The organism is Chryseobacterium mucoviscidosis (assembly GCF_002177115.1).
GTDB classification, from domain to species: Bacteria; Bacteroidota; Bacteroidia; order Flavobacteriales; family Weeksellaceae; genus Chryseobacterium; species Chryseobacterium mucoviscidosis.
Genome location: NZ_MVAG01000122.1, coordinates 92,643 through 106,153 on the forward strand (window position 1 = coordinate 92,643; position 13,511 = coordinate 106,153).

14 protein-coding genes are annotated in these 13,511 nt (G+C 35.4%); 8 read left to right on the plus strand and 6 right to left on the minus strand.

The annotated features are described in order from the left end of the window. Positions 1 to 49 precede the first annotated feature (49 nt). Positions 50 to 700, minus strand: a complete 651-nt coding sequence (gene rpe / locus B0E34_RS12280; RefSeq protein WP_087709829.1) for a ribulose-phosphate 3-epimerase — start codon at positions 698 to 700, stop codon at positions 50 to 52. A 39-nt stretch (positions 701 to 739) separates the two neighbouring features. After that, positions 740 to 1,813 (minus strand): chryseobasin maturation metalloprotease ChrP, encoded by a 1,074-nt coding sequence (gene chrP / locus B0E34_RS12285; RefSeq protein ID WP_087709830.1) that lies wholly within the window; start codon positions 1,811 to 1,813, stop codon positions 740 to 742. A gap of 51 nt (positions 1,814 to 1,864) precedes the next feature. Here chrP and B0E34_RS12290 point away from each other — a divergent pair, with 51 nt between their 5' ends. Further along, a complete protein-coding gene (locus B0E34_RS12290) occupies positions 1,865 to 2,569 on the plus strand; it encodes a DUF4294 domain-containing protein (RefSeq protein WP_087709832.1) in 705 nt (234 codons plus the stop codon). Positions 2,570 to 2,599: 30 nt separating this feature from the next. Here the strand turns inward: B0E34_RS12290 and B0E34_RS12295 are convergent, their stop codons facing one another. Next, the gene (locus B0E34_RS12295) at positions 2,600 to 3,016 is read right to left on the minus strand and encodes an NUDIX domain-containing protein (protein ID WP_087709834.1); all 417 of its coding nucleotides are present in this window, start codon (positions 3,014 to 3,016) and stop codon (positions 2,600 to 2,602) included. Positions 3,017 to 3,325: 309 nt separating this feature from the next. Beyond that, the gene (mnmC2, locus tag B0E34_RS12300; RefSeq protein WP_087709836.1) at positions 3,326 to 4,000 is read right to left on the minus strand and encodes a tRNA (5-methylaminomethyl-2-thiouridine)(34)-methyltransferase MnmC2; all 675 of its coding nucleotides are present in this window, start codon (positions 3,998 to 4,000) and stop codon (positions 3,326 to 3,328) included. Positions 4,001 to 4,084: 84 nt separating this feature from the next. On the opposite strand from mnmC2, the gene B0E34_RS12305 reads away from it, so the two are divergent. From B0E34_RS12305 to B0E34_RS12330, 6 genes are all read left to right on the plus strand, one after another. Next, positions 4,085 to 5,155 (plus strand): branched-chain amino acid aminotransferase, encoded by a 1,071-nt coding sequence (locus B0E34_RS12305; protein WP_087709837.1) that lies wholly within the window; start codon positions 4,085 to 4,087, stop codon positions 5,153 to 5,155. Positions 5,156 to 5,965: 810 nt separating this feature from the next. Next, positions 5,966 to 6,475, plus strand: a complete 510-nt coding sequence (locus tag B0E34_RS12310; protein WP_087709839.1) for an FKBP-type peptidyl-prolyl cis-trans isomerase — start codon at positions 5,966 to 5,968, stop codon at positions 6,473 to 6,475. 81 nt (positions 6,476 to 6,556) lie between these two features. Beyond that, on the plus strand, positions 6,557 to 7,594 hold the full coding sequence (locus tag B0E34_RS12315) for a peptidylprolyl isomerase (RefSeq protein ID WP_228423085.1): 1,038 nt from the start codon (positions 6,557 to 6,559) through the stop codon (positions 7,592 to 7,594). A 153-nt stretch (positions 7,595 to 7,747) separates the two neighbouring features. Then, positions 7,748 to 8,323, plus strand: coding sequence for a hypothetical protein (locus B0E34_RS12320; protein ID WP_087709840.1), 576 nt, complete (start codon positions 7,748 to 7,750; stop codon positions 8,321 to 8,323). 131 nt (positions 8,324 to 8,454) lie between these two features. Then, positions 8,455 to 9,963, plus strand: a complete 1,509-nt coding sequence (locus B0E34_RS12325; protein ID WP_087709842.1) for a TIGR04141 family sporadically distributed protein — start codon at positions 8,455 to 8,457, stop codon at positions 9,961 to 9,963. Between the two features lie 105 nt (positions 9,964 to 10,068). Further along, positions 10,069 to 10,635 carry a hypothetical protein gene (locus B0E34_RS12330; protein ID WP_087709844.1) on the plus strand — a complete coding sequence of 189 codons (567 nt, stop codon included), beginning with the start codon at positions 10,069 to 10,071 and terminating at the stop codon, positions 10,633 to 10,635. Here B0E34_RS12330 and B0E34_RS21340 read toward each other — a convergent pair. Further along, positions 10,616 to 10,864, minus strand: coding sequence for a hypothetical protein (locus B0E34_RS21340; protein WP_087709846.1), 249 nt, complete (start codon positions 10,862 to 10,864; stop codon positions 10,616 to 10,618). The two genes, B0E34_RS12330 and B0E34_RS21340, sit on opposite strands and share 20 nt — an antisense overlap. 763 nt (positions 10,865 to 11,627) lie before the next feature. Between B0E34_RS21340 and B0E34_RS12340 the strand changes: the two genes are divergently transcribed. Next, entirely contained in the window at positions 11,628 to 12,521 is an 894-nt protein-coding gene (locus B0E34_RS12340; RefSeq protein WP_087709849.1) for a hypothetical protein, read from the plus strand. Between the two features lie 98 nt (positions 12,522 to 12,619). Here B0E34_RS12340 and B0E34_RS12345 read toward each other — a convergent pair whose 3' ends face one another. After that, positions 12,620 to 12,994, minus strand: a complete 375-nt coding sequence (locus B0E34_RS12345; protein WP_123956621.1) for a hypothetical protein — start codon at positions 12,992 to 12,994, stop codon at positions 12,620 to 12,622. Positions 12,995 to 13,511 lie beyond the last annotated feature (517 nt).

A 13,511-nucleotide genomic window follows, 5' to 3' on the forward strand; every position in this document is an offset into this window, starting at 1 on the left:
AAGAAAGGCAACTCAACGGAGTTGCCTTTTTGTTTGTATTTAAATGAAATTAAATTTTCAGTAATTCGATCGTTCTTTCCGGATTTTCTGCTGAGAAAACTGCATTTCCTGCAACCAGAACATCGGCTCCTGCTTCGAAAAGTTTAGAAGCGTTGTCGATATTTACACCACCGTCGATTTCAATTAAAGCGGTAGAATTGTTGCTTAAAATTAAGTCTTTCGTTTCCGCAATCTTCTTGTAGGTATTTTCGATGAATTTCTGTCCTCCGAATCCCGGATTTACACTCATCAGCAAAACAAGATCTACGTCTGCAATAATATCTTCCAGCATCAGAACCGGAGTGGAAGGATTTAAAACAACACCGGCTTTTGCACCCAGACTCTGAATATGATGAATCGTTCTGTGAAGGTGAGTACACGCTTCGTAATGCACCGATATAAGATCTGCTCCGTGATTGATGAATTCTTCCACATATTTTTCAGGCTCTACAATCATCAGATGCACATCTACAAATTTTTTAGCGTGCTGCTGAACGGTTTTCATTACCGGAAATCCGAACGAAATATTCGGAACAAATCTTCCGTCCATTACGTCTACGTGAAACCAGTCTGCCTGAGAATTGTTCAGCATTTCGATGTCTCTTTGCAGATTCCCGAAGTCTGCGGATAAAAGGGATGGAGCAATAAGCTTCGTTTTCATTTTTACTTTTTACTTTTAACTTGTCTCTTTTTACTTCTGTTAATGATACTTCAGTTTCATTTCCGGCTGAATTCTCAGAATCGTTTCGTAGATCAGTTGGATTACATTTCCTACGTCTTCTTTGGAAACCATTTCCACTGTGGTATGCATATAACGCAAAGGTAAAGAAATTAATGCACTCGGTACGCCGCCGTTAGAATGCGCGAAAGCGTCGGTGTCTGTTCCCGTAGCGCGGCTCGCTGCTGCTCTCTGGAAAGGAATTTTCTTCGTTTTTGCGGTGTCGATAATCAATTCTCTGATGGTGTGATGAATACTTGGTGCGAAGAAAACCACCGGTCCGTCTCCGCATTTCTGGTCACCTTCTTTTTTCTTTTCGATCATCGGAGTGGTAGTATCGTGCGTAACGTCTGTAACGATGGCAATGTTGGGTTTAATGGTGTCTGCAATCATATCTGCTCCATACAAACCTACTTCTTCCTGAACAGAATTGGTAATGTACAATCCGAACGGAATTGTTTTTTTATTTTCCTTTAAAAGTCTTGCCACTTCAGCGATTATAAAACCACCGATTCTGTTGTCTAAAGCTCGGCAAACGAAATAGCGGTCATTCATTTCGAAGAATTCATCGGGGTAGGTAATCATGCAGCCTACATAAATTCCCATTTCTTCCACTTCTTTTTTAGAAGTTGCACCGCAATCGATGAAGATATTTTCAATTTTCGGAGTCGGTTCGTTCTGGTTGGCTCTGGTGTGGATTGCAGGCCATCCGAAAACGCCTTTTACAATTCCGTTTTCACCATGGATATGAACCACTTTGGACGGAGCGATTGTCTGATCAGAACCTCCGTTTCGGATCACGTAGATCAATCCGTCGTCTGTAATATAATTTACATACCAAGAAATTTCATCTGCATGTGCTTCAATCACTACTTTAAATTCTGCTTCAGGATTAATGATTCCGTAGCAGGTTCCGTAATGATCCACTTCAATTTTGTCTACATTAGGCTTAATATAATCCATCCAGATCTTCTGTCCCTCGTGTTCGTAACCAGTCGGAGATGAAGTGTTTAAATATTTTTCTAAAAATTTTAAAGATTTCTTTTCAAATTTCATAAAAAGGAATGATTTTTGCGTTCAATTTTTGTTCTAATACGCGTAAAAATAATGAATTTTAGTAAGATTATTTGTCTTTTTCTCTTCTTTTTTGGAGTCAGTATTTCGGCTCAGAGGGATTCCGTCATTGCGAAACCTTTAAGTCAGTACCCTGCAGAACTTTTGAAAACAGACGAATTCGGCAATAAATATTTCTATGATGAAAGGCAGAAAGCAAGAATCTATGAAATCAACGGGGAAACTGTGGTGGTAATGGATGAGCTGGTTTTGCTGAATAAGCCGAAATTCAATAATCAGCTGGATCGGAACTATTATTATTTCTTAAATAAAAAGCTTTACAGAGTATATCCGTTATTTTTAACTGCTTTACAGCAATACAGAGATATTCAGGGAGAAATGACGAATATGGACAGTAAGGCAAAACGAAAATACATAAGAGATCGACAGAACATTTTAGCCGACCAGTATGAAAAACAGCTCAGAGATCTTACGACAACAGAAGGACAGGTTTTTGCCAAACTGATGAACAGAGCAACTGGAAAGAACGTCTATGAAATCATTAAAGAACTAAGAGGAGGATGGAGCGCATTCTGGTGGAATGTAAAAGGAAAAATGGCAGATATTGATCTTAAAGATCCTTACGATCCGCACAAAAACAGAACCGACGAATATCTGGAATCCTTGCTTCAATCTAATTGGAATTCAGGTTATCTTCAGCCTTATTCCGGAGCGAGCAGCTTTAAAGTCTACAAATAATAGCAATCATAAAAAATTCCTGTAACGATCTTACAGGAATTTTTCTTTTAATTTATCAAAAACAATCTTGTCGATAGGTAATGGAAACGGATTATCCGGTCTGTCGATCTCGATCCATTCTGTTTTTTCAATGCAGGGATCAAGAATCAGGAAATCGCCTTCGTCAATAATGTTTACAATATAATATATGGTAAGAAGCTGTTCATTTTCTCTGAAACGCGAAACCAGAAAATCTTCCTGCGTATAAAAATGTTCCACAACTTCTATTTTTACATTCAGCTCTTCATCGAATTCACGATGCAGACAATCTATTAATCCTTCTCCAAACTCCAGTCCGCCACCCGGAAATTTCATTAAAGGTTCACCTGCGTATTCTTCAAATAAAGTAAGAACTTTTTTATCCTTTACTGCACAGGCGTAAACTCTAATGTTGATCTTATCTATCATATATAATAATTTGTATAGCTAATTTAAGGAAATTTGTCGGATGCCGGAAGACAGGAGCTGGAAGTTTACGGCTTATTTTAATTTTTTTTAACCTTAGATTTACATACTCAAATGCATCAGGAAGCAAATTTTTCCAGTCTTTTGTCGAATGAGATATTTAGATTTCTCCGAAATGACAAACTTTTAGGATGAATTAAAAAAACTTCAATATATAATAAGGTATACATTCAAAACTTTAAAGACTATAAAACATCAAGTAATAAAACCTCCATCTTCCAGCCTCAAGCTTCCATCTTCTTTCTCCCTTCCTTACAACTTCACCGCGTTAATCATCTCTCTTTTTCCCGGAGGTCCCTGCTTTTTTTCAACGTTAAAATTCAGTTCCTGAAGAATTCTTCTCACGCTTCCTTTCGAAGAGTAGGTTGTTAATAATCCGTTAACAGCCATTTTATCCGAAACCATTTCAAAAAGGGGCTTTTCCCAGAGATCGGGCTGTACTCTTGCACCGAAACAATCGAAATATACCAGATTTATTGCTGGTAAATCGATATTCTTCAGATCAAAAAAATCACATTCTATCTTTTTTAAGTTGAAACCACTAATGATTTCTTCTGATTTTTCCCATTCTGCCAGATGAATTTTTTGATAAATATTTCTGAATTCGGGGTTATCGAAAAGCTCAAAATAGGCTAAATCGTTAATTTCCGATTCATTTATGGGGTATTTCTCAAGGGTAAAATAGTTGATGATATGATTTTTGTCAGTTTTTAAATATTCATTAATTGTTACCAAAACATTCAAACCTGTTCCAAAACCGAGTTCTAAAATATTAATTTCGTAATCATTTATCAGATTTAATCCGTTTTTGATAAACACGTGTTCGGCTTCCTGTAATGCACCATGGTGTGAATGATAGTTTTCATTTAAATCATTGATAAACAATGTTTTGCTGCCGTCGTTTGTGGTCTTAATTTCTCTTTTCAAGCTATTTTTTTACAAATTTACTCTAAAATTTTTATATTTAGAAAATTATGTTAAATTTGTAGAACCTCATAAAAAATTTTAGAAATGATAATTCAAAAAACTGAAAACTCAAGAATTTCTACATTCGACCCAAACAATTTTTCATTCGGAAATACTTTTATCGATCATATGATCATCTGTGAGTACGAAAACGGAAAATGGGGTGATGTAAAATTGGTTCCTTATGGTCCTTTGGCATTTACACCGGCAATGATGGGTGTAAATTACGGACAGGCTTGTTTTGAAGGCATGAAAGCCTATAAAGACAAAGACGGACAGGTTTTCCTTTTCAGGCCCGAAAAGAATTTTGAACGTATCAATAAGTCGGCAAAACGTCTTGCCATGCCGGAAATAACGGAAGAAATGTTTTTGGACGGACTAAAAGCATTGGTGGATATCGACAGAGAATGGATTCCTTCCGGAGAAGGTATGTCTTTGTACATCAGACCATTGATTTTCGCTACTGAAGAAGCATTGAAGGCGAGAGTTGCCAATAAATATATGTTCGCGATCGTTGCAACTCCTGCAAAGATGTATTATACAGAACCTGTTTCTGTAAAAATTTCAGACCACTATTCAAGAGCGGCAAGCGGTGGAGTAGGTTCTGCGAAAGCTGCCGGAAACTATGCGGCTTCTTTCTACCCGACTCAGTTGGCAATTGAAGAAGGATATGAGCAGATTATCTGGACTGATGACGCGACTCACGAATATTTCGAAGAAAGCGGAACGATGAACGTTTTCGTAAGAATCAATGATACGATTTATACACCTCCGACTTCCGAAAAAATCCTTGACGGAGTTACCAGAGACAGCTTTATTCAGTTGGCGAAGAAAAGAGGAATTGAAGTAAAAATAGAACCGATTAAAGTTCTGGAAGTTGTAGAAGCTCAGAAAAACGGAACTTTGAAAGAAGTTTGGGGAGTAGGAACAGCGGTGGTTACTACGGTTTTCCAGGCTTTAGGTTACAAAGGAGAAAAGCTTGAATTGCCAAGATTATCAGACGAAGAAAGCTTCGCGGTTGCTTTGAAAAATGACCTTGTGAATCTTCAGACAAACCTTTCAGACGATCCTTTCGGATGGAGAGTTTTAGTAGACCACGTATTGGAAACAGTTTAATTTTTTTAAACGTTAGATATTGTAAAGCCGGGAATTTTTTCCGGCTTTTTGTTTTAAATTTTTATCAGTTAAGTAGTTTGAAGTGAAGATGGTTGCTCCTTTAGGAGCAGAATCTGTGTAGAAATAAGAATAAGTTTATCAATCAATCCATAGGATTGATATCTATAATTCTCAATAAATTTTCTAAAGATAGCGTTCCTACGGAACGCCGAATGTAAGCCTAAATATGATTTCTACCCAGATAAAACTCCACAGAGTTTTTATTCCGAATGTCTTATTTATCGCTGTTTTTAAAATTCATATATTATACTTTGCTTAGATCCTTTCAGGATGACAAAAACGTTGTCAATGGATTTGAGAAAGGATAAACAATTTTAAATTGAAAAAATCTGCGTAATCTGCACAATCTGCGGGAGATAATTCAAAAGATTCTTCATTCCATAATGCTTTGCAAAATTTCATTCAGAATGACATGACTCGTTAAAGTTTTTAATAAAATAACAAGCTGTACTTGTTTAGCTATTGTAAGGAACGTCTGCAATCCTAGCCGGGATTGGAGCAATTGTCTGAGCTCATTTTTTTAGTTTACGGCGCGGCGAAGCCGCGCCGTAAACTAAAAAAATAGCGAGTGCGGAAAGCGCGATAAAGCTCCAAAAAAATACAATTCCTTTCAAAAGCAGTGGAAATTTACATCATAATCCTTCGACTGTTTCACTCTCAGGAAGACAGGGAAATTGTCACAGTTTTTAATTCAATAAGTTCCTGAAGTTTTGTAATTGATTCCCGAAATGTGTATTTTCGCAAAAGTTTATGAAAAAAATACTCTTCATATCGATACTGGGTTTAATGAGTTGCAGCAAAAATACGCAGACTCATCCTCCCGTTGGCGGCGTTCTCAGCAAGAACGATCTGGATGTTTCCAAAAACAGGATGAAAAACCTGAATGCACAGGAAAGATACCATATTCAGGAATGGATCGGCAGTCAGCCGGTAAAATTTTATCCTACACAGCTTAATTACTGGACGAATACGGAAGGTTTTGACCAAAGGCAGAGAAGGCAGGACAATACGCTGATTTCTTATTCTTACGACCTGTACGACTTCGATCAGACGAAAATCTACGATCAGCCGATCGTAAGAAGAGATGCCAAATTCGGTCATTTTGATGAACTGAAGGCGGTAGAAGATGCTTTGCGTTTTATACACGACGGTGAGGAAGTTACGCTTCTGGTTCCGTCTGCACTGGCGTATGGAACGTACGGAGATGAGAAGAAAATAGATAATGACATCCCACTAATCATAAAATTAAAAGCATTATAATCCATGAAATTGTTTAACAAGAATATAATTCTGGCGGCGGCAAGTGTTTCGCTGATGAGTTGTACACCAATTTATAAAAAAATGAACGTAGACAAAGAAACTTACGAAGGTCTTAATGACGGACTTTATGCGAATCTTCAGACGACAAAAGGTAATTTGATCGTAAAATTCGAGGATAAAAAAGCACCGGTAACTGTGGCTAATTTTATTGGTCTTGCAGAAGGAAAAATCGATAACAAAGCGAAAGCGAAAGGCGTTCCTTATTATGATGGAACGATTTTCCACAGAGTGATTAAAGATTTCATGATTCAGGGGGGAGATCCTCAGGGAACTGGAATGGGAGATCCGGGATATAAATTCGAGGACGAAAGAAACGATCTTAAGCATACCGGAAAAGGAGTGCTTTCTATGGCGAATTCGGGTCCGAATACCAACGGTTCCCAGTTCTTTATCACAGAAGTTGCGACGCCTTGGTTAGACGGAAGACACACGATTTTCGGGAAAGTGGTAAAAGGAGAGGATGTAATCGATGCGATTGCAAATGTAGAAAAAGGAGCGCAGGATAAGCCTAAAACTGACATCGTTTTGGAAAAAGTTTCCGTTTTCAGCAAAGGAGACGAGTACAAAAACTACGATGCAGCAAAAACCTTTACAGAAGGAAAAGCTAAAATTGCAGAAAACAACAAAGCGTTTTTAGCAAAAGAAGAGGCTGAAAAAGCTAAAAAAGAAGCTGAATTCAAAGCCAATCAGGAAAAAATGGTTGAAGATCTGAAAGCAGGAATGCAGAAAACAGAATCCGGTCTTTACTACAAAATCACGAAAACAACAGAAGGAAAAGCTCCGAAAGCAGGGGATAACGTTTCTGTACACTATGCAGGAAAACTGGTAGACGGATCGGAATTCGATTCTTCTTTCAAAAGAAATGAGCCGATTGAAATTCCTATCGGGATGGGAAGAGTAATTAAAGGTTGGGACGAAGGAATCCTTTTGTTAAAAGAAGGTGAAACCGCTACTTTACTGATTCCGCCGGCAATGGGTTACGGAGAAAGAGGAGCAGGAGGAGTAATTCCGCCAAACGCATGGTTGATCTTCGATGTTGAGCTTGTAAAAGTAAAATAATCTGAATCTTACAATATTCTGAAAGCCGTCCGAAAGGATGGCTTTTTTCGTTACCGTTTGTTTGTAACGATTCGTCGGACTTCTGCGACAGATTTAAGAAAAAAAGAAACAATCGTCTTCTTTAAAAATCGTAACAACTTTCTATTTAAAATTATGAAAACCAAATCATTCCTGTTTCTGTTCATGTTCCTGTCATTGATGTCTTTTGCTCAGACGAAGGCAAATCCGGAAGATGCAGCCATTAAACAATCGTTGTCGTATTTTGTGAATACGATTAAAACAAAGAAAATCGATCAGTCGGTGAACTGTATCTATCCGAAATTTTTCACGGTGATTCCGAAAGATCAGATGGCGCAGATCCTGAACATTACCTACAACAATCCGTTTATGAAGATTGAAGTTCAGGATTTTAAGTTTGGGAATATTGCAAAGCCGGAACAGATTGACAAAGAATATTTCTCCATCGTCAATTATTTTCTCAAGCTGAAATGCAATGTCGGTTCCCTGAATGAAGACATGAAGAAGAAAATCCATGCGATGCTGATTCAGAAATACGGCAAAAACAATGTACAGTATGCTGCGAAGGAAAATTCTTACGTCATCAACGCCAATATGAAAGCCTGTGCGGTTTCCAAAGATAAAAAATACTGGAAGTTTGTGATCCTGGAAAATGAATACAAACCTCAGTTGGTAAAAGTGCTGCCAAAGAAGATTTTGGATAAAATTTAAAATTTTGAATTTATTTATTGAAAACCATCCGAAAGGGTGGTTTTTTTGTTGAAAATTCAGGGAAAATACGGTTTTCCGTAAGGTTTTGGAATGTTATATTTATATTTTTAAATTAATAAAAATTTATAAATATGCCAAAGTTTAACATTTATAAAGTCCTGAAAGTTAATGAAAGATCTTTAATTAAAAAATTACATTTTGCAGGATTAAAAAATATTGATTCAAAAAATATCGGAGAAACCAAATTGGATTTTTACCTTTCTACTAATCCTGAATTAGTTGATATTTGGTGGACAGAGTATTATTTTGATTTTTTTATTAATAGAGATATTCCTCAAAACAAAATATTTTTTGGATGTTTAATTATACATAATGATTCTTATTGCTATGTAATTAGTCTCGGAAAAACACATTTTTATTTAAAGGAATTTTGTGATTTGGAATTTGGGATAAATTTAGCAGAAAGAATAATTGATATTGAAAACATGAAACTTAAAAATTCCAAATTTTATAAATCTCAAAAAAATAAATCAATTACATCTTTTTCAAATAATACAATTTTAGATTACGATAGCGGAGAATCACTACATTTCATAAAAGCTAAAACAATTTCTTCTGATTTATGGGGTAACATAGCAAGTTTTGGACACTCAGTTCAATTAAATATAGATCTTCAAATTAATGAAATTCCTAAATTAATACAAAGAATTGAAAAAGTATTGAAAGAAAAGAAAATAATCAATTTTCCAAAAGCTGACTTAATTAAAGACTCAATTGAAATAGATCGTTTAGATGAATTGATAGCAATAGCTATTCGAGACTATAATTCTGATGTTAGTAATGATGAGTTTGATCTATCTGGAATTGATTTTATTTTTACAAATGATTCCCATTTTAAGTTTAATATTAAAGGAACAGAAATCGAAAGTGATTTATTTAATGAATTATCAATAGATTATTTAAGGGATTTTATTGAGGATAATCAAGTCAATATTCTTAAAGAAATTAATAATATTCAAGTAAAGTTTCTTAGAGAAGAAGGGCGTAGTTTTTCTAAACCGTTGAAGGCTATTTTACAATTTGTAACTGATGATAGAGAAACATTAATTGATGGAAAATGGCATAAGTTTAATCAGTCATATATTGATTTGCTAAATGATAAGGTCAGAAAAATTCCTTTAAGATATGATTCAATTTTTGACATTGAGAAAAATGAAACCGAAACTGAATTTAATGAAAAAAGAGTTGTTGACGGTTATTTAAATATTCATACAGAGTTTGTACAATTAGCCAAAAAATACAAAGTTGAAAAAATGGACTTGTATAAGGATGGAACTTTATTTTTTGTAAAAAAGGGAACTCTTCAAAAGTTGAATTATGTAATAGATCAAGCACTAAATACATTACAGTTACTTAAACATAATGAATTCAAAATTATAAGTGATGACGAAGAATTATTGATAACAAAAATAAATACATGGATTTTAGTTGATAATGTTAAAAAAGTTAATGATTTGTCGCAATTTAGATCATTAATTTTCATTATGAAAATGAACGAATTATACAGACAAGTTACAGACGCAGGATTGATTTTAGAATGTAATATTAATTATATAAAAAAGATACAAAGAAAGAAATGAAAAGAGGATTCTAAATATTAAAAGAACTTATTTTCATATAAATTAGCGAAAGAGAAAACTCATATATTTACTCACTCCATTTTTGATAGTAGTATCTAAAAAACCATGTTAGAAAGAAATCATCTTGAACCTTGTGGAAGCAGTTCGAGCCATAGAAGTCTCGGCAGTTTTGTGAAAATCATGAATACATTCATGAGAGACGTGTACGCAGAACTGTATTTTCTGGAAATTCCCTCTTTCGATACCGAAAGAATTCTGTTTGTAGAAAGGAAAAAAGGAATAGAAAACTACCGCATCGTTTATAAAATTGCAGAATGTGCGATCCGCCTTTCGGAAGGTAACGAAGAAGAAAGAATTTTAGAATATCAAAGAAAGCTGTCACCGGATTCCTATAAAATACTGCAACAATTGTTTGAAAGTACGTTTTGCCAGACGAGATATCCTAAAGAACGTCGTATTGTTCTCGACGGAGTACAGTATTATTTCTCCAATATTTTGAAAATGGGAAAAATCTCATCACCCGAAGAGAATTCTTTAATCGGAAAACTCATAGATACCTGCGAAAAAATAAAAAATATGATTCAGTCAGACAACAGACCATTGGTTTTTGAGGATGATTTCAGAGGTGAAATGGAAGCTCTAATCAGTGAAATTAATGGTGATTTAGAATAGTAATGAATGGTTTTCTTTTCATTCTGAAGAAGAATTCCAGAAAGGCATTGTCTGATTTTTTATAAAGGCTCTTCGGCAGGCTCAGAGTGACACCGCGAATACTAAATGAAAGACAAAACAATGAATAATTGTTATTGATTCTTTTGTCTGCCAAAATCTTTAACGGTCGCTTGTCATTCTGATTGAAATTTTGCGAAGCATTATGGAAAGAAGAATCTTTTTGAATCATCTCCCGCAGATTTTGCAGATTTTTTTTCAATGTAAAATTGTTTGTACTCTTTCAATGTCTTTGCAGCATTTTTGTCATCCTGAAAGGATCTCAACGATACATTAAAAACTTTGTTTAGATGCCTTCAGCATGCCATACCATAAATAAATCACCCTCCAATTGTTCTGAAAATTATTTTATTTTTTGTTTCTCGCAGATTATGCAGATTACGCAGATTACGCAGATTTTTTCGACTTAATGATCTGCTAAATTTGCTAAATCTGCGAGAGATAACAATCATGCAGCTTGTCATCCTGAAAGGATCTAAACAATGACTTAAAAGAACAAAGATCAATAATAAAGCATTCAGAAAAAGAGACTCTTCGACAGGCTCAGAGTGACACCGCGAATACTAACTGTAATATCTTAACAATGAATAATTGATAAAGGCGATTTTAACGTATAAAATGATTAACAATCCTATGTCATTCTGACGAAGGAAGAATCTGAAAATACACAGTTGTACTCAATGATGATAGAGACTCTTCGGCAGGATCAGAGTGACACCGCGAATACTAATTGTAATATCTTAACAATGAAAGATTGTTTTTAGTAAAACCTTTAACGCTACATTGTCATCCTGAAAGGATCTCAACGATACATTAAAAACTTTGTTTAGATGCTTTCAGCATGACATACTGTAAATAAATCACCCGAAATAGCTATTCCGTAAATAAAAGGGAAATCTTACCTTAGCAGTACACTAAATTTAAAACTTTTAACTATGGCTTACGATTTTAAAATCCGTTCCGCAGTTACTTCCACAGGAAAAACCGCGTATTATGCAAAAGTAACCGGTCTTACAGATCCGGAATTTTTCGTGGCTTACAAGACGAAATATGAACAGAGATTCGGACTTTACAATGTTTCGGTTTCTAATAATCTCGTGTACAATGCCGCCGATTATGTGACGGAATTCGGTTTTTGGGCATACTTTATCGAGGCTACCGCAAAAGTAGAAAGTCAGGGCTCTTTTCTCTGCCTGAATACCTATGACAGAGCCTACTTTACGTTCGGTTTTATGCAGTTTGCAGCACACGTTCCGAATGGAGATTTTGTAAGATTTTTCAGAAAACTCCTTACCTTACCAAATGCTTTGGAATACTTCCCGAGACTTCGCCTGATTAATGACCGTATTTTCTATAAAAATGATGCAGGAGCCACTTCTCAGCTTGAAAACGACAGCAGTTCTCAAAAGCTGATGGAATATCTGAATCCTACCACCAATGAAGTGGAACAGCAGGAACTTATCTGCTCGGCAAGATTTATCCATTGGGCTTCCAACGACCCGAAACACAGAAGAGTACAGGTGGAACATTCCATCAGTCTGTATAAAGAAAACATGAAAAAGTACAGCAAAAGGCTGAATCTGAACGGTTATCCTGCAAAAGTGTGTTTTATGATCTGCGATATCCTGCATCAGGGAAGAGGAACGTATGACAGGATCAGCTATGCGCTGGATACCGACAGTCACGAAAAAGCATTCCAGAATCTGTGTACGATAGGAAACACCCACTATCCGACAAGAATCAACGGACTGAAAGTACATCTGAAAAAGCTGGAACAGGCAGGATTGTTCAACAAAAAATATAAAGCCGACACGAATGAGTTTGTGTAGAAATCAGCTTAAAGAAATATAAAAACAGACGGTACAAATGAATGTACCGTCTGTTTTTTTTTGTGAATAAGAATATTACGGATTGCTGGGATTTGCCACTATTTCAGGATTGATCCACAGTTAACACCCACGGTTTCCATTTTCTTTCTGATCCCCATTTTTTCTGCTTTTTTCGCAAGTTCTTCCTTTTCTTTTTTGTCTTTCATCGCATTCAGCTTGTCCAGCATTTTAAGCTCGTCAGTGGTTAATTTTGCTCCAAGATCTTTAGTAAGACAGTCTGCAAATTTTTCAGCCTTTTCTTTAGGGGTTCCTTCTTTTACCATGCTTTCAGAAATGTCTTTATACATTGCTTTTAAGATGGATTCTTTGGAACTATTCGTAGTCTGTACTTTTGTTTTGGCTTTAGATTGTGCCATTACGATCTGGCTGCTGCATACAAGGATCATGCAGAATGCAAAAATGAGTTTCTTCATGTTTATTATTTTAAGGGCTAAAAGTAGGATAATTTTTTGAGAGTTGAGATACCTTATAAATTTATTTTAAAGTGCTTCAATGGATGAAAAGGATTAACAATTATTCATTGTTTTAAAATATTGCATTTAGTATTTGCGGTGTCACTCTGAGCCTGCCGAAGAGTCTCTTTTTCTGAAGGATTTGGATTATTATCTCCCGCAGATTGTGCAAATTTAGCAGATGATTTAGTAGAAAAAATCCGCATCATCTGCTAAATCTGCGAGAAACCAAAAAATAAAATAACTTTTAGAACAATTGGCGATGATTTATTTACAGTATGTCATGCTGAAAGCATCTGAATAAAGTTTTCAATGTATCGTTGAGATCCTTTCAGGATGACAATGTAGCGTTAAAGGTTTTACTAAAAACAATCTTTCATTGTTTAAATAACAAAGTTAGTATTCGCGATGTCACTCTTAGATTGTCGAAGAGCTCGTTTCTGAATGTTTTATTTATTGATCTCTGTTATTTTAAATC

Bases quoted from the DNA above. Each gene is read 5' to 3' on its own strand.
- rpe (WP_087709829.1), bottom strand. From the start codon at position 700: ATGAAAACGAAGCTTATTGCTCCATCCCTTTTATCCGCAGACTTCGGG.
- chrP (WP_087709830.1), bottom strand. From the start codon at position 1,813: ATGAAATTTGAAAAGAAATCTTTAAAATTTTTAGAAAAATATTTAAAC.
- B0E34_RS12290 (WP_087709832.1), top strand. From the start codon at position 1,865: ATGAATTTTAGTAAGATTATTTGTCTTTTTCTCTTCTTTTTTGGAGTC.
- B0E34_RS12295 (WP_087709834.1), bottom strand. From the start codon at position 3,016: ATGATAGATAAGATCAACATTAGAGTTTACGCCTGTGCAGTAAAGGAT.
- B0E34_RS12305 (WP_087709837.1), top strand. From the start codon at position 4,085: ATGATAATTCAAAAAACTGAAAACTCAAGAATTTCTACATTCGACCCA.
- B0E34_RS12310 (WP_087709839.1), top strand. From the start codon at position 5,966: ATGAAAAAAATACTCTTCATATCGATACTGGGTTTAATGAGTTGCAGC.
- B0E34_RS12315 (WP_228423085.1), top strand. From the start codon at position 6,557: ATGAACGTAGACAAAGAAACTTACGAAGGTCTTAATGACGGACTTTAT.
- B0E34_RS12320 (WP_087709840.1), top strand. From the start codon at position 7,748: ATGAAAACCAAATCATTCCTGTTTCTGTTCATGTTCCTGTCATTGATG.
- B0E34_RS12325 (WP_087709842.1), top strand. From the start codon at position 8,455: ATGCCAAAGTTTAACATTTATAAAGTCCTGAAAGTTAATGAAAGATCT.
- B0E34_RS12330 (WP_087709844.1), top strand. From the start codon at position 10,069: ATGTTAGAAAGAAATCATCTTGAACCTTGTGGAAGCAGTTCGAGCCAT.
- B0E34_RS21340 (WP_087709846.1), bottom strand. From the start codon at position 10,864: ATGATTCAAAAAGATTCTTCTTTCCATAATGCTTCGCAAAATTTCAAT.
- B0E34_RS12340 (WP_087709849.1), top strand. From the start codon at position 11,628: ATGGCTTACGATTTTAAAATCCGTTCCGCAGTTACTTCCACAGGAAAA.
- B0E34_RS12345 (WP_123956621.1), bottom strand. From the start codon at position 12,994: ATGAAGAAACTCATTTTTGCATTCTGCATGATCCTTGTATGCAGCAGC.